12 protein-coding genes, 1 tRNA gene and 1 pseudogene are annotated in these 16,389 nt (G+C 66.9%); all 14 read left to right on the top strand.

Translation table 11 applies throughout. From position 1 onward, the window contains the following. The first annotated feature begins 371 nt into the window (after positions 1-371). On the top strand, positions 372-794 hold the full coding sequence (locus ACQY68_RS07545; protein ID WP_428152429.1) for a hypothetical protein: 423 nt from the start codon (positions 372-374) through the stop codon (positions 792-794). Then, positions 791-1,006 carry a hypothetical protein gene (locus tag ACQY68_RS07540; RefSeq protein WP_428152428.1) on the top strand — a complete coding sequence of 72 codons (216 nt, stop codon included), beginning with the start codon at positions 791-793 and terminating at the stop codon, positions 1,004-1,006. Before ACQY68_RS07545 ends, ACQY68_RS07540 begins: the two co-directional genes overlap by 4 nt. Positions 1,007-1,070: 64 nt before the next feature. Then, positions 1,071-1,943 (top strand): AAA family ATPase, encoded by an 873-nt coding sequence (locus tag ACQY68_RS07535; RefSeq protein ID WP_428152427.1) that lies wholly within the window; start codon positions 1,071-1,073, stop codon positions 1,941-1,943. A 115-nt stretch (positions 1,944-2,058) separates the two neighbouring features. Beyond that, positions 2,059-2,943, top strand: coding sequence for a methyltransferase type 11 (locus ACQY68_RS07530; RefSeq protein WP_428152426.1), 885 nt, complete (start codon positions 2,059-2,061; stop codon positions 2,941-2,943). Between the two features lie 130 nt (positions 2,944-3,073). Beyond that, on the top strand, positions 3,074-3,667 hold the full coding sequence (locus ACQY68_RS07525; RefSeq protein WP_428152609.1) for a YfbR-like 5'-deoxynucleotidase: 594 nt from the start codon (positions 3,074-3,076) through the stop codon (positions 3,665-3,667). A gap of 4 nt (positions 3,668-3,671) precedes the next feature. Beyond that, on the top strand, positions 3,672-4,610 hold the full coding sequence (locus ACQY68_RS07520; protein ID WP_428152425.1) for an NUDIX hydrolase: 939 nt from the start codon (positions 3,672-3,674) through the stop codon (positions 4,608-4,610). Between the two features lie 99 nt (positions 4,611-4,709). Then, a tRNA-Ser gene (locus ACQY68_RS07515) sits at positions 4,710-4,799 on the top strand. A gap of 155 nt (positions 4,800-4,954) precedes the next feature. Then, a pseudogene (locus tag ACQY68_RS07510) lies at positions 4,955-5,906 on the top strand (transposase); the annotation flags it as partial. A gap of 768 nt (positions 5,907-6,674) precedes the next feature. Further along, on the top strand, positions 6,675-9,185 hold the full coding sequence (locus ACQY68_RS07505; protein WP_428152424.1) for a TonB-dependent receptor: 2,511 nt from the start codon (positions 6,675-6,677) through the stop codon (positions 9,183-9,185). Beyond that, positions 9,182-9,727 carry an RNA polymerase sigma factor gene (locus ACQY68_RS07500; protein WP_428152423.1) on the top strand — a complete coding sequence of 182 codons (546 nt, stop codon included), beginning with the start codon at positions 9,182-9,184 and terminating at the stop codon, positions 9,725-9,727. Before ACQY68_RS07505 ends, ACQY68_RS07500 begins: the two co-directional genes overlap by 4 nt. Then, positions 9,720-10,667 carry a FecR family protein gene (locus tag ACQY68_RS07495; protein ID WP_428152422.1) on the top strand — a complete coding sequence of 316 codons (948 nt, stop codon included), beginning with the start codon at positions 9,720-9,722 and terminating at the stop codon, positions 10,665-10,667. Before ACQY68_RS07500 ends, ACQY68_RS07495 begins: the two co-directional genes overlap by 8 nt. Positions 10,668-10,796: 129 nt before the next feature. Beyond that, positions 10,797-13,571: a TonB-dependent receptor gene (locus ACQY68_RS07490; RefSeq protein WP_428152421.1), complete on the top strand. Its 2,775-nt coding sequence runs from the start codon at positions 10,797-10,799 to the stop codon at positions 13,569-13,571. Between the two features lie 74 nt (positions 13,572-13,645). Beyond that, positions 13,646-15,202 carry a CehA/McbA family metallohydrolase gene (locus ACQY68_RS07485; protein WP_428152420.1) on the top strand — a complete coding sequence of 519 codons (1,557 nt, stop codon included), beginning with the start codon at positions 13,646-13,648 and terminating at the stop codon, positions 15,200-15,202. Then, complete coding sequence (locus ACQY68_RS07480) at positions 15,199-16,332, top strand: alkaline phosphatase family protein (RefSeq protein WP_428152419.1); 1,134 nt, start codon at positions 15,199-15,201, stop codon at positions 16,330-16,332. The genes ACQY68_RS07485 and ACQY68_RS07480 overlap by 4 nt, the downstream gene beginning before the upstream one ends. Positions 16,333-16,389 lie beyond the last annotated feature (57 nt).

Raw genomic sequence — 16,389 nt, 5'->3', positions numbered from 1 at the left:
ACTGTCCGGGGGGCGTAAAACCCCGGAGCCCGGAGGGGCCTGCAACCCTCCGCCCGTCGTGGGCTTAAGTCTTTCTGGGATTAAACGGCGACAAGCGTCGGGGGCGAAACCGCCACACCCGACAGGCCGCACCGAAGCCCACCATCGACTGCTCACGTCCAATCGAGCGCGACGGAGCCCCGGCGCGAGCCGAAAACTTCTCATCCGGTCCCCGTAACGCGAAAGCAGGGGGCCATCCCGGTTCCGGGCGACCGCCCGGGCTCCGTCGACTTCCCCACCCGTTCACAGCGGAAGAGCGATGACGCACGCCCGACGGAGCGGAACGCCCGGCAAAGCCACAGCGTTGAACCTGCACAACAAGGGAGGCGACCATGCCTGACATCGACCAGTCCGAGGCCTTCGACGAAGACAACAACGACGCGTCCGAGACCGGCGGCGTCACCAACGAGTTCAAGACCTTCGAGGAGATGCCCGATGTCCTCGACGTCACGACCGCCGACGGCGACGCCGACGATGAGGACTTCGACGAAGAGGATCAGGATCTGGACGAGACCCTCGGGGCCGACGGGGTTGATCCGGAAGCCGACGCCCAGTACGGCGCCGACGGGACCCGCATCAACGAACTGGACCTCGGCGCCGACGAACCCGGCGAGGGCGAGGTCGAGCTGGTCTATTCCGGCCTGATGGAGGACGTGCGCGGGGCCCAGGCCAGCGCCGCCCACTGGGAGGCCAAAACCCTGTCCGACGACGACATCGCAGATCTGGGCTACGGCCCGGAAGGAGACGACAAATGACCGATGCAGCCCCGCTGACCGGCAAGCCGCGCGATCCCGATCACGACGTCGAGACGCCGCATGCCCGTCGTGCCGACCGTCTGGAAGGCAAGCCCGACCAGTTGAACGAGAAACACGGCCAGGCCGAAGACCGGCAGGAAGCTCTGGTCGATGAGGGCGTCGAAGAGACCTTCCCGGCCAGCGACCCCGTCTCGGCCAAGCGCATCACCTGAAACTGATCGTTGTTAACCGGCCGCGCCGTCGGTAGTCGTGGTGACGAAACCACCGGAGCATCCGATGTCGCGGCCGACCGACCGGTTCGAGGGCACCTCGAACTATATCGCCACCCAGGATCTGAAGATCGCGGTCAACGCCGCCGTCGCCCTGGAAAGGCCCCTGCTGATCAAGGGCGAGCCCGGCACCGGCAAGACCGTCCTAGCCTACGAGATGGCCAGGGCGCTGAACGCGCCCCTGATCACCTGGCACATCAAGTCCACCACCAAGGCCCACAACGGCCTCTACGAGTATGACGCCGTCAGCCGCCTGCGCGACAGCCAGCTCGGCGAGGAACGGGTCAAGGACGTCCGCAACTACCTCAAGCCCGGCAAGCTGTGGGAAGCCTTCACCTCCGAGGTCCGCCCGATCCTGCTGATCGACGAGATCGACAAGGCCGATATCGAGTTTCCCAACGACCTCCTCCAGGAGCTCGACCGGATGGAATTCTACGTCCACGAGACGGACGAGACGATCCGCGCCGCTGTCCGTCCCATCGTGGTCATCACCTCGAACAACGAGAAGGAACTGCCCGACGCCTTCCTGCGCCGCTGCTTCTTCCACTACATCCGCTTCCCCGACGACGAGACGATGAAGGCCATCATCGACGTCCACTTCCCGGCCATCAAACCGCGGCTGGTGTCCGAAGCGCTGAAGACCTTCTACGAAATCCGCGACACGCCGGGCCTCAAGAAGAAGCCGTCCACCTCCGAGCTGCTCGACTGGCTGAAGCTCCTCATGGTCGACGACGTCCAGCCCGAGACCCTGCGCGAAACCTCGCCCAACAAGCTGATCCCCCCGCTCCACGGCGCCCTGCTCAAGAACGAGCAGGATGTGCATCTGTTCGAGCGTCTCGCCTTCCTCAATCGTCGCGAAGGCTCACGCCCCGGCGTTTGAGAAACGGCGCATTCCGGCCACTCGACGGACAGATATCGTCAGATCGATTACCGCGATTTCACTGGAATAGTGACGGCTACTGTTCAAGATGAAGGCCTGAAGAGGAACCCTTTTGATGCGACTGCTTCTCGCCACCATCTGCACCGCTTGCCTGATGACGGCAGCCTGCGACGGCGATTCCGTGCGCATCTCCTCGACCACCACCGACACCGGCGGCAAGGGCGTGCTGAAGGTCATCGACACCCTGCAGTGCCCCGAGACCCTCGGGGTCCTGACCCGCAAGGGAACGGCCCACGCCGGCGGCGCGACCTGCCTCTACAGCGGCCCGCGCGGCGCGGAGGTAAGCCTGCAACTGATCGCCCTCAGCGACCAGACCGTCGACGCGGTGCTCCAGCGCTTCGAGAACACCCTGTCGGCCGACATGCCCCACACCATGGCCGAGCTTCGCAGCGCCTCCGCCGAGGCCGACCGGGCCCAGGCCTCAGCCGATGCGGCGCGGGTCCAGGCTGACGCCGCGGCCGTCGCCGCAGACGCAGCCGCCGCGGACGCCAACGCAGCCGCCGACGCCGCGGACAGCGCCCACGTTCGCGGGCCGGGCATGGCGATCGATGCCGATGGCGATCGGGCCCGCGTCCGCCTGCCGGGCATGAGCGTCGACGCCGACGGCGACAAGGCCAGTGTCCGTATCGGCGGCTTTTCCATCAACGCCGACGACAGTTCGGAGAGCGTGGACATCTCCTCATCCGATGACAGCGTCAGCATCCAGGCGCACGACGACGCGGCCGAAATCCGCACCAGCGCGCCCGGCGAGGCCACCCGCCGCACCTATATGCTGACCGACCGCACCCCGGCCGACCAGGGCTGGCGACTGGTCGGCTTCGAGGCGCGCGGCCCCGTCGGCGGTCCGATCGTCATCGCCACGGTCCGCGCCAAGGACCGCGACAGCGACGGAGTCTTCGACTCCGCCAAAGATCTGGTCACCCTCAACGTCGGCGAATAGGCGCCCTCACGCTTGATCCGGCGGCGAGGATGGGTCACCTGACCTGCCGTTCGCCGTCTGGATCTCCGCCTTGGCCTCTGCCCCCTCCCCTCGCGCCTCCAGGACGCCCGCGCCCCGTGCCTGGCAGCGCATGCTGTCCGGCCGCCGCCTCGACCTGCTCGACCCGTCGCCGTTCGACATCGAGATCGAGGACATCGCCCACGGCCTGGCCCGCGTCGCCCGCTGGAACGGCCAGACCATCGGCGAACACGCCTTCTCCGTCGCCCAGCACTCATGCGTCGTCGAGGAGATCGCCGCCCACATCAAGCCGGGCCTCGAGCCGAAATGGCGCCTGGCCGCCCTGCTCCACGACGCCTCGGAATACGTGATCGGCGACATGATCTCGCCCTTCAAGGCGGCCTTGGGCGTCAGCTACAAATCCTTCGAGGCGCGACTGGAGGACGCCATCCACGTCCGCTTCGGCCTGCCGCCCAAGACGCCCCTGCCGATCAAGAAGCTCATCAAGAGCGCGGACAGAGCCTGCGCCTACTTCGAAGCGACCCAGCTGGCCGGCTTCAACAAGACCGAGTCGCTCGGCTTCTTCGGTTCGCCCCCGCCGGGCTACGACCTCGTCATCGATCCCCTGCCCGCCCCGATCGCCCAGCAGCGCTACCTCGAACGCTACCGTATCCTCGCCGAGGCCGTGGGCATCCTGCCCGCCGCCGACGCCTGGCACACGGAATAGCGCCATGTCCTGGGGCGGGGAGCACGGGGTCCGCATCGGCCTGTCCGCCGTCGTCATGGCGCTCCGGTCCGGTCAGCTCTGCATCCTGACCACCGAGACCCCGGAAGGCGAACTCGCCCTGCCCTTCGGCCCCTTCGACCCGGCCGGAGACCGCACCTTCGAGCGCGCCCTGCGATCCTTCGTGACCGCCCAGACCGGGTTCGGCCTCGGCTTCGTCGAACAGCTCTACACCTTCGGCGACGCCGGCCGGGCCGCGCCTCGCCCCACCCCCGGCCCCGATCGCCAGCGCGAGGTCTCCGTCGGCTACCTCGCCCTCACCGCCGACGCCGTCGACATGGCCCCGCCTGGCGCCCGCTGGACCCCGGCGCTGGAAATCTTTCCGTGGGAGGATCGCCGCGCGACGACCAGACCGACAAGCGGGATCTTCGACAGCCTGACGACCTGGGCCGCCGGCGATCCCCGACGCCTCGACCGCATCGAAGCCCTGTTCGCTCCCTCGGTCAGCGCTCGCTGGGACGAGACCCGCGTCCTCGAACGCTATGAACTCCTCTACGAGGCCGGTCTGGTCGCAGAGGCCGCCCGGGACCGCGACGACGCCTCGCCGCTCGACCTGTCCGACCGCCCGATGGCCTCGGACCACCGCCGCATCCTCGCCACCGGCCTTGGCCGCCTGCGCAGCAAGCTTCGCTACCGCCCAGTCCTGTTCGAACTGACGCCCGACACCTTCACCCTCTCGGCGCTACAGGCCGCCGCCGAGGCCGTCGTAGGCCTCAACCTGCACAAACAGAACTTCCGTCGCGGCGTCGAACGCACCGGCCTGGTCGAGCCCACCGGCCGCCTTTCCACCGGCACCGGCGGCCGCCCGGCCGAGCTTTTCCGTTTCACCGGCGCGGGCCCCCGCGACGGTCAGGCCCCCGGCCTCGCCCTTCCCGCCCTGCGCTGATCCATCATCGTTCGGAAAATCGTCCGCGCCCGCTTGCGGCGCAGGCCTCGCCCCATTAGAGAAGCCGCTCGCTGTCGACCAAGCGCACTACGGCCCCGCGGAGAGGTGGCAGAGTGGTCGAATGTACCGCACTCGAAATGCGGCGTGCCTGGAAGGGTACCGTGGGTTCGAATCCCACCCTCTCCGCCATTTTTTTCCTGGGTAAAATCAGCTTTTTACCCTGCAATTCCCAAGGGTCGATGTTCATTGGGTTAGCGTGAGATAACCCGCACCGAAAACTCCGGATCCGGCGGCGATCATCCAAATTCTATATCGGAAGAGGCCGCGGAATCTCCGCCATTCTGGGCTTCGCCGTGGACGCCAGCCTGATCCGGGCCGAGGCGAACCGCGAACGCAGCGTGCCGGACGATCCGGGCCTGCCGCCCGAGGCGTCAAGCCGCGCCATCGACGAGTATCTGGCGGTGCTGGACGATGCGGCCTTTGGCGCCGCCACGCCGGCGACGCCCATGTTCGTCTCGCCAGTGGATCCGGCCGCGCGCTGACCGGCGCGAACAAGGGGCCGGCCTTCTTCGCCTATGCCACCAACTATCTGATCGATCTCGAGCATGCCGTCATCGTCGATGTCGAGGCCCCCACGGCTGTGCGTCCCGCCGAACTGACGGCTGCCCGCACCATGATCGAGCGGGTTCGGGATCGGAATGATCTCCATCCCGATCGCCTTGCCGTGGACACCGCCTATGGATCGGCCGAGTTGCTGAACTTGCTGGTCAAAGACCAAGGGATCGCACCGCACATCCCGATCATCGACAAGTCTGGCCGGACGGACGGGACATTCTTCCTCCCCGACTTCGCCTATGACCCCGCCACTGACCTCTACCGCTGTCCAGGCGGCAAGGCGCTGGAGCAGTATCGGCGCGGCTTCCGCGCCGATAACCACAGGCTCCGCCAGATGACACCTACCGATATCGCGCCTCCAAGATCGACTGCGACGCCTGTGCACTAAAGCCCAACTGCTGTCCCAACACGCCGGCCCGGAAGGTAACCCGTTCCATCCACGAAAGCGCCAGGGACGTCGCTCGCGACATTGCTCGGACCGACGCATACCTCACCTCCCGACGAGAGCGGAAGAAGGTCGAGATGCTGTTCGCCCACCTCAAGCGCATCCTCCGGCTGGACCGTCTGCGCCTTCGCGGTCCCTGCGGCGCCCGAGACGAGTTCCTTCTCGCCGCAACCGCCCAGAACCTGCGAAAAATGGCGCGACTAGTCCCGCTTCAGGCCGCCCAGGCACCAGCCTGAAGGCCAGAAGCGTCACGAACCGACTCACGGCCTGACCACGCCGCTCTACAAGCCGATCAGGCTGGCGGCTTTTTCAACGGTATCCGCCAGAAACGGACATACTCGCCTTCCATGACGCAGGCCTCTAGCCGACCTCAAGTGGAGATAAGTTGGCGTTAGGCTGACGGCACCGCCACCTGCCTATTTTCCGAATGACTTCAGGGCTCGGGCGAAAGACCAACCCGCTCCGCAGCCTCCTTCGGTACACGCGGGCGGTGGTTGTTATCGAACCCCCTCGGCTGCCGCGATCCGGGCAGTCCTGTCGACAGCTTGAGCGCTTTACGAAACTGACGCGATCCGACTGTAGGGCGACGCCTGTCGTACGCCGCATGAAGGTCGCTCTGCTTGGAGGTCGCCCCCCGACATCGTTATCGGGTTCGGGCTTCGCGCATTTCGGCGTTGGGCTTGGCGTTCGCCGTCGGCGCCATTTCGGCTGTACCGGCGGCCGCAGGGGTATGCGTCGGCCCTACGCTTGGCGGCGAACTTCTGAGCCTGTCTCGTCGCTCTGACCTGCGCGTGGTGTTCAATCCCACGCGCGTTCGCGATCGTTGCACCCCGGGTTTTGCGCGCTCGGCCAACGCACGCGCGGACCTTCGTCGGCTGGCCGAGAGCGCGGGGCTGGATCTGGTTTCGCTCGGCGGCGGCTTGTACGCCCTCACCGTATCGGCTCCGTCTGGACGGCCTGAGATTCAGGGATCAACGTCGGACGGCGAGGATGGTCCAAGCCAGTTGGCCGACATCATCGTCATCGCTCCGTCCAACCGACAGGATCTGTCCGGCGTCTGGCTGGAGCGGTTTTCGGCTCAGAGCATAGAGACCCTGTCGTCGGGACAGATCACAGCCTTGCCGACGGCCTCGGTCGCGGAGGCTCTGCGCCTGGCCCCCGGAATCCAGCTGGACACCCAAAGGGGTACGGGACTGCACGTCACGGCAAGAGGCCTGGATAGCCCCTTTCAGCTCGTTCAGGTCAATGGACGCAGCCTGGCCCTGAACGAACTGGTCGAGAACGGCGGTCCGCGCGGCCGCAGCTTTCGGTTCGAGGCCCTGCCCGGTGAGTTCATCTCCGACATCGTGGTCAAGAAGACCGCGATCGCATCGGACCAGGGCGGCGCCGTCGGCGTCACCATCGACCTGCGGACACCCCGCCCCCTGACGGTGGGGACCGGCGGCGCGATGTCGACGCACGTCGCCGACAACAGCCTGAGCGACGGCCCAGGCTATGGCGCGTCGGGGTCGGTCAGCTGGGTGCGCGGCGACGGCGATCTGGGCCTGCTGGCCTCCGCCTTGGTCGAGACGCGCCAGGTCCGAAACGATCGGTTCTTTCAGTTCCACTGGATGCGGGGCCCGTTCGGCGAAGTCGTGGGACCTGACCTCTATGTCCCCGGCCGGGTCAGGCCGACGATCGAGCTGGAGGGACGACGTCAGCAGGCGTTGAACCTGACCCTGCAATGGCGACCCGCGCGGGGACATCTGACGGAGGTGGACTTGCTGGCGAACCGTCTGGAGGTCACCTACGACGAGTTCGGCCTGGACAGCTATCCGCAGGCGGACGGAGCTCGCTTGGTCCCGGGCTCACAGCGTCTGATCGGCAATACCGTCGCGGCGGGCCGGATCGAGAACGTCCGGTGGCTGGCCTCGCATGAGACCAGCCTCAATCGCCACGACCTGATCTCCATCGGGGCAAAACACACCTACATCGCCGAAACCTGGGGCGTCACCGGCGACCTGGCCTGGTCACGAGCGGAAAGCGGCCATCCCAAGGGGCGTGCGACGTCGCGCAGCCGGCTGGCATTCACAGCGCCTCTGACGTTCGATTTTTCCGGCGGCTATCGCGTCCTGCCCACGCTCGACACAACGGCAGACTACACAGACCCGGCCACTTTTTCGGGCTGGACCTACGGCTATGCACCCAAGAGGTCGGTGGATACGGACGCCGCCGGGCGGCTGGATCTGGAGCGGCGCCTGCCGGGGCCGGTCAGCGTGTTGCGCGCCGGCGTTTTCGCGCAGAGACGCACGCGGGACTATCGCCGCAGGGACTGGTTCCTCGACGGGCTGAAGGGCGTCCCCCTGTCGGCACTGGGCCCGACCTTCTATCAGACCCTGCCGTTCGACGATTTTTTGTCGGGCGTCGCGGGTGGCGGGCCGCGCGTGTGGCTGTCACCAACGGCCGACGCCTACCACGCCGCCCTGTTCACGACGGCCGTCGCGGCGTCGGATCCGACTGTTCAGGACCGGGCCGCATCCTACAGCGTCCAGGAGATGGTCTGCGCGGCCTATGTCGAGGCGGGCGCCGGCGTGATGGTCGCGGGCGTGCCGGTCGACGGCATCCTGGGTCTGAGACGAAGCGTGACCCGCCAGACGTCTCAGGGGTTTCTCGACGACGGCGCTCTGGGCCTTCCGATCGGCTTCGAACACACGGACGGGGCATGGTTGCCCAGCCTGAACGTCAAGGCCGAGCTGAGGCCCGATTTGGTGGCAAGGGTCTCGGCGGCGCGCGTCACGACGCCGGCCAACCTGACCGACATCGCCCCGCGCCTGACGGCCTCGTTCGACAACGGCCTGGCGTCGGGCGGCAATCCGGATCTCGCGCCCTATGCAGCGGACGCGTTCGACCTGGGGCTGGAATGGTACGCCAGCCCGGCGCACGTCTTTTCGATCGCGGTGTTTCGCAAACACCTGGCCCCGTTCACGACCTCTGAAGATCGCCCGATCGTTCTCGCGGGCCGTAGCCTTGAGCTGTCCACCACGGTCAATGGGGGCGAGGCGACCTTGTCGGGCCTGGAACTGGCGATGCGAGGGCGTATCCCGCTGCCGGATAGCCTGCCGGGCAGGCTCACGGTAGGCGGGGCCTATACGGCGACCGACGCGGCATCATCATTCCGGGCCGGGAACCGCGAGATCGTCGATCAGCTGGTGGGCCTGTCGCGGTCCAGCCTGACCCTGACCGCCGGCTACGAAGGCCAGGACGTAACGGCCAATATCGGCTGGTTCTGGCGCGATCGGTATCTGAACAGCTACGGCAGCACGACCGTCGGCGAGGAATATGTCGCCCCGCTCGGCCTGCTCGACGCCCAGATCGCATGGTCGATCTCGCCCGGCCTGACTCTGGTGGCGGAAGGCTCCAACCTGACCGGCGCCCGCAAATATCTGTATGGCGTGACCGAGGATCAGCCCAAGGAGATCAACGCCTTCGGGCGAACAGTTCAAGTTAGCCTGCGCTGGCGACCGGACGCATGGTGACGCCGTCGCCCCCGTTAAGCGCCTCGACCCTGCTGGCGCGGGCCCGGCGGTTCGACGCTCTGGTCGCGCGTTTTCGCCGCCCGCTGATCCAGTATTTCCGAAAGCGCGGCGTCGCCGTTCCGGACGCGGAGGACATGGTTCAGGACGTGTTCCTGAAGCTGCTGCGAAAGATGGATGCCGACGGCGCCGACCTGTCGGACGGATACGTCTTCAGCGCCGCCTCCAGCGTCCTGATCGATCATCACCGTCGGTCGATGACGCAACCGACAGCGAAAGGCGTCGATCTGGACCCGGAGCACGGGGCAGACGAGCCGTCACCCGAAACGATTTTTGCGGATCGTCAGGCCCTCAACGTTATGCTGAATGAACTTCCCGCCATGAGGGAGAGCTGGAGGAAGGCCTTTATCTTGAACCGGTTCGAGCAACTCAGTCACGAAGAGGTCGCGCGTCGGTTAAGGATTTCCGTCAGCTCGGCCGAGAAGAGCGTGGCCCACGCCGTGGCCCATCTCCGCCAGAAACTGGGGCGAGACCGGGATGGTTGATCCCGTCGCGGCGAACGATCAAGCCGAGGCTCCCCTGGACGAGGTGGAACGACTGGCCTTGCGCGGACTTCAGGGCCGGCTGAGCCCGGACGAAGCCGCCCGCCTCGACGCCCTCTGCGCCGCCTCGCCCGAGGCCTTGGCGCGGGTCAGGGATCTGGGCGACGTCTGGATGCTGAGCGCGGTCGCCGGAGTGAAGACACCCTCCAAAGCCACCCTGTCGGCGCGCCCCGACCGGCGATGGGTTCTGTCCGCCGCCGTCGTGCTGGTCGCCGCCATTGGGCTGGGCGTATGGGCCTTCCGACCGGCGGACTCGATCGTCTACGCGGCGCCGTCAGACTCCGTGCGAATCGTCGCTCTGGCCGACGGCAGCCAAGTGACGCTGAGCCGGGGCAGCCGGATGCGGGTCGAAATGGACGGTCGGAGCCGCACCGTCGATCGGCTGACGGGAGAAGCCTTTTTCGACGTGGCGCACGACGCAGAGCGCCCCTTCGTCATCACGACGGGCGAGCAACGGCTGACGGTGCTGGGCACCCGGTTCAACGTGACGCCCGATCCCGAGGGCCTGCGGGTCGATCTGCTGGACGGACGACTGCGGGTCGAGCCCCTCGACGGCGGGGAGGGTGTGATCCTGGAGCCGGGCCAAGGCTTCAGACAACACCGCAACCCAGGCGTGGTCCAGATCGACATCGACGGGGCCGCCGCCTGGACCGAGGGGCGACTGGTCTTCGACGACGTCCCTCTGGCGGAGGTCGCGTCGGGCCTTCTGCGCCACACGGGCCGGACGCTGTCATTCGCATCGCCCGAGGTGGCGCGCCTCAGGTTCTCGGGCGTCCTGCGGGTGGACCGACCCCAGGAATGGACGATGGCGCTGGAGAGCGTTCTGCCGGTCCGCACCACCACCGTCGCCGACGGCATCCGGGTCTCGCCGACCGACGGCTGAGGATCGACCTCGCGCCCCATCGTGAAGGTTTCACGAAGATTTCGGGGGGTGTGCCCGAGCCCTCGTTCTGCCTGTCGAGCATCACGAACGACCGGGAGCGCCCCGGCGTCGATGCCGACAGGGGATACTATGTTCGACATCAGATTCGGCCGTCTCGCGGCTTCCACCAGCCTGACCGCGATCCTGGTCGCCTTGGCTTCGCCCTCCTTCGCCGCCGAACCGGTGGTCGATCCGCTGGATCAGCAGGCGACCACGGTCGGCGAGATCGTCGTGACCGGCCGACGCAACGTGGCTGCGATCGAGCAGGAACGCGCCCAGATCGAAACGATCGACATCGTCGAGACCGGCGACATCAGCCTGAACAGCCAGACCAACATCGCCGACCTGGCGCGCCGCCTCCCCGGCGTGTCCGTCGGCTTCGACCAGGGCCGCAACCAGACCGCCACGGGCGAGGCCCAGTACGCCACCATCCGCGGCTTCGACACCGCCTACAACGCCTACACCCTGGACGGCCTGCGCCTTCCGCAGACCTCGGGCGGACGCTCGATCTCGCTGAACCTGTTCTCGCCGTTCGCGGTCGGCGGCATCAACCTGGACAAGACGCCGGGCGCGACCAAGGACGCCGACTCCATCGCCGGCACGGTCGATCTGACCACCCCCAGCGCCTTCGATTTCAACGGGCCGATGACCCGCTTCCGCGCCTTGGGTCAACTGGCCCAGCTGGCCTATGACCGCGATCAGGACGCACTCGGCGGCGCCATCGGCATCGACGCCGCCCGCCGCTTCGGCAGCAACGACCAGTTCGGCCTCTATGCCGCGACCTATTACGAGAAGCGCGACAACGCGGCGGAATCCGTCGCGGTTCAAAGCGAATATCGCCCGACCCAGGGCGGCGTCGGCAATGCCCGTCAGAACGGCGACGCCCTGTCGGGCATCGGCATCCAGTGGAATTTCTTCAACACCAGGATCGAACGTTACGGCCTGACGACGGCCCTCGACTATCGCACGGCGGACCTGGAGCTGTTCGCCCGCATCAACTACGCCGCCTACAACAACACCAACGACATGAACCAGTCGGGTCTGCGCAACGAGCTGACCAACTCGATCGCCGGAGTGACGCCGGTCGTCGTCCAGACCAACCCCAATGCCGGCACCAACCCCGGCGGCAATGGCTACAACGCCGCGGGCGTCTACACGCCCTATGGCATCAACCCGGCCAACTACTACCGCACCGAGGACGTCGAGCAGGAGATGTTCTCGGCCCAGATCGGCGGCAAGTATCACTTCGGTTCGCTGACTGCGTCGCTGGAAGCTGCCTATGCCGACGGCCGTTTCGACTCGCCTCAGCGCATCCAGGCCGGCTGGCGCGCGATCTCCTACATCGGCACGCCCGGCAACACGGGCGTCGCGCGTGAAGGCCTGACGCTGGACCTGTCGAACCCGCGCTCGCCCCAGCCGATCCTGTCCGCAGGCGCGACGGCCTATGCCGCCGACCTGAGCGGCCAACCCCAACGCTATATCGTCGAGGGCTACGAATATCTGTCGGAAGACAAGTCCACGGTGAAGGGCGATCTGACCTGGACCGGCACAGGCGTTCTCAACAGCGTCGCCGTCGGCGGCCTGTACGAAAAGTCCAACCGCGACGGGCGCATTCTGGACGGCGACGATCGCCTGTTCAGCTTCCGCACGCCGACCCAGAGCGGTACCCTGTATAACGGCGCCGTCGTGGTCGGCCCGACCCTGGCCCAGGTTCCCGGCGTCCAGCTGGCCACATTCATGGGGTCCGCCATCGCTCGCCCGATGATCCTGGTCGATCGTGATTTCATCCAGTCCCAGATCGATCGTTACGTCTCGATCGACCAGCCGACCACGCTCGAGGTCAACCGCGGTCTGTCCAGCGGCGAGGAAAGCCGCGCCGCCGCCTATGCGACCGCGACCCTGACGTTCGGCGACCTGGAGATCGTTCCGGGCCTGCGTTACGAGGACAACAGCTTCGATGCCCGGTTCTATCTGAACGATGCGGACGGGGCACGGTTCGTGTCCTCCGATCGCCAGTACGACCACTTCGATCCGAGCCTTCTAGCCGTCTGGCGTCCGAACGACCAGATCGTGGTTCGGGGCGCCGCTCGCTCCAGCTACAGCCGTCCTGCGTTCAACCAGCTCGCCGGCCCGACCAGCATCAACCGCGACGGCGGCGGCGCGATCATCGCCATTTCCCAGCCCAATCCCGACCTCGCTCCGGTGGAGTCCTGGAACTACGATCTGGGCCTGGAATATTATGGCCAGGACGGCACGGCCTTCCAGGCGGCGGTCTATCACAAGGAACTTGAGAACCTGCTGGTCACCAGCATCAACGTGCCCACGGTCATCGGCGGCATCACCTACAGCCGCCCCGAGAACGGCCTGACCGGAACCGCGACGGGGATCGAACTGTCGGGACGCTACAGCCTCGCCGACGTGCTGGACGGTGGCCCGCTGTCGGGCTTCGGCATCGGCGGCAATGTGACCGTGCAGGAGACCGAGGCCGACTATCGCGTCTCCGCCACGGAAACCCGGACCGGCATGCTGCCCCAGGCCCCGGACCTGATCTACAACGCCGAGCTGTTCTATGAGATGGGCGGGCTGCGCGCCAACCTCTGGTACAACTACACGAGCAAGCGTCTGGCCGCGATCCAGAACACCCAGCCGGACGTCTTCATCCAGCCGCTCAGCCAGCTGAATCTGGGTGTCGCCTATTCGGTCACCCAGATGGTCGAGGTCGGGGTGTCGGTCCGCAACCTGCTGGATACCGAGACCTATTGGACCACGATCGGTGAGGACAAGACCTACATCGCGAACGACCGGAACGGCGGCTACCTGGAAACCGGCCGCGTGTTCCAGATCAGCCTGACCGCGAACTTCTAAAGTCCACCTCGTTCAGCCCCCGCCGCGACCGAGGTCCCGGCGGGGGATTTCCTGATCCTGTCCGGAGCGTGCCGATGCCGAAATTGTCCTGTCTGATCATCCTGATCCTCGCCCTGTTCACCGGTGCGCCGGCATGGGCTCAGGACGCCGTGGACAGGCCGTCCGACATTGTCATCGACGGCGTGCTGAACGGCGCCGCCGGCGCCACCACCTTCGACATTCCCTTCGACGTTCCGGCCGGCACCCGCAGTGTCCGCGTCAGGTTCGTCTTCGACCGCCAGGCCGGCGCCTCGGTCTGGCTCGGCCTGTACGATCCCGACCACTTCCGGGGCTGGGGTGGCGGTGTGAAGCGCGACTTCACCGTGGCCGAGTCCTTCGCGACGCCGTCCTTCAATCCCGGCCCCATGCCGTCCGGTCGCTGGCGGATCGCCGTCACGGTGCCGCAGATCCGGGCGGACGCCCGGGTGCCCTACCAGGTCCGCATCGATCTGGGTCAGCAGACTGATCCCGCCATGGATGCCTATTCGAGCGTGCCCGTGGCGGCGACGCCGGGCTGGTATCGCGGCGACCTGCATGCCCACACCGGCCACAGCGACGCGGCCTGCCGCAGTCTGGGCGGCCGCTCCACCCCCTGTCCCCTGTTCCTGACGCTCCAGCAGGCGGTCGGTCGCCAGCTCGATTTCATCTCCGTCACCGATCACAACGTGACGTCCCATTTCGCACCGATGGGCGAGCTCGCCGCCTATTTCGATACCCTGCTGCTGCTGCCCGGCCGTGAGATCACCACGACCCTGGGCCACGCCAACCTGATCGGATCGATGGATCCGCTGGAAACCGACCTCGGCCGCGCCGGCGCGGAAACCGCCAACGTCCTGCTGGCCGCCGCCCATGCCACCGGCGGTTTCCTGTCGATCAATCACCCCGCCCTGCCCTCCGGCCCCGACTGCGTCGGTTGCGGCTGGACCGCGCCGGAAACCGATTTCTCCCTTCTGGACGGCATCGAGGCGGTCGGCGGCGGCACCATCGCCGAACTGCCCGCAGGACCGGAGGCCGGGGCCGCCTTTCACTTGAGCTACTGGCAGGATCTACTCAGCCGGGGGTACCGGCTGACCGGGATCGCCGGCTCGGACAACCACGACGCCGTCCAGCATCTGGAGGCGGATCCGCCGATCGGACCGCAGTCGCCGGTCGGACGACCCACCACGGTCGTCCATGCGCAGGAACTTTCGCAGGCGGGCATTCTTGCGGGACTACGTGCCGGACGGGTCTTCATCGACCTGGGCGACGGCCCCGGACGGCTGCTGGATCTGTCGGTCCGCTCTGGCACGCAGTCGGCTCTGATGGGCCAGACCCTGACCCGCGATCCCGCGAGCGCAACCCTGGTCTTCGAGGCCACTCTGACAATCCGAGGCATCCCGGAGGGCGCGGTGACATTGCTGATCGGTGGGCAATCATCCCCGGCGCCGGTCGCCCTTGCCGACACGGAAGCGCAACAGACGATCGCCATAACGGGCGAAGCGAACCCTGCGGCCCGGTGGATCCGCGCCGATGTCCGCGACCGTCAAGGCCATCTGATCCTCGTCGGAAATCCCGTCTATCTCAGCCCGACTTCGCAGGACCCCGCCCCATGATCCGCCTCGTCACAGCCACGGCTGTCGCCCTGATCACCAGCCTGTGGGCGTGTGCCCCTGCCTGGGCCCAGGACGACCAGAAGGTGATCCTGGTCACCGTCGACGGCCTGCGCTGGCAGGAGGTCTTCCACGGCGCAGAGGCGCGGCTGATCGACGACGAGAGCGTCACCGACGAGCCCGACGACATCCGCGCGCGCTATCTGGAGCCCGCCGATCCCGCCGCCGCCCTGATGCCCTTCCTGAACGGTCCAATGGCGTCGCAAGGCGTGCTGGCCGGCGACCGCCTCGCGGGGTCGTGCATGCGGGTCACGAACCCGCACTGGTTCTCGTATCCCGGTTACAACGAAATCCTGACCGGCCGCGCCGACCCGGCCATCGATTCCAACGACAAACGTCTCAATCCCAACGTCACGGTGCTGGAGACCGTCAACCGTCTCGACGGCTTCCGCGGACGGGTCCGCGCCTTCGGGTCGTGGGACGTCTTTCCCTTCATCATCAACACCGAGCGGTCGGGCGTGCCGGTCAATGCCGGCTACAGCCCCCTGCCCGACGACGGCCGTCCCGAGACCGCCATGCTCAACTCCCTGATGATGACCACGCCCCGTCAGTGGGCCGGCGTGCGACTGGACGCCTTCACCCATCAGGCTGCCCTGCTGAGCCTGAAACACGACAAGCCGCGCCTGCTTTATGTGGCCTATGGCGAGACCGACGATTTCGCCCACGACGCCGACTACGACGCCTATCTGACCAGCGCCGAACGCACCGACGCCTTCATCGCCGAACTGTGGCGCACGGCCCAGTCGGACCCCTTCTATGCCGGCAAGACGACGCTGATCGTCACGACCGACCACGGACGGGGTTCCCGCCAGCGCCGGGCCTGGACTGCGCATGGATCGTCCGAAACCGCCTGGGACCGCCTGACCGGACAGGACTGGGGTCGAGGCAGCGACCAGACCTGGATCGGCCTCATTGGACCTCACATCCAGGTCGGAGCCTCGCCCGCTCCGGGCCAATGCTGGGGCGCCGATCAGATCGCAGCGACGATCCTGGGAGCACTCGACCTCACCGGCGAGGGCTTGATGCCGATGGCGTCTGTCGCGTTTCCGGGTGTGCTGAACAGTCCGACCTAGCTCTGGCGAAAGCACTTTCAGCCTGACGCCTTCGCTCATGGAGCAAGCCGGTCGTCA

The organism is Brevundimonas sp. (genome assembly GCF_965278935.1).
GTDB lineage: Bacteria > Pseudomonadota > Alphaproteobacteria > Caulobacterales > Caulobacteraceae > Brevundimonas.
The sequence above is the reverse complement of the archived record's forward strand: the minus strand, read 5'-3'. Positions and strand labels throughout refer to the sequence as shown.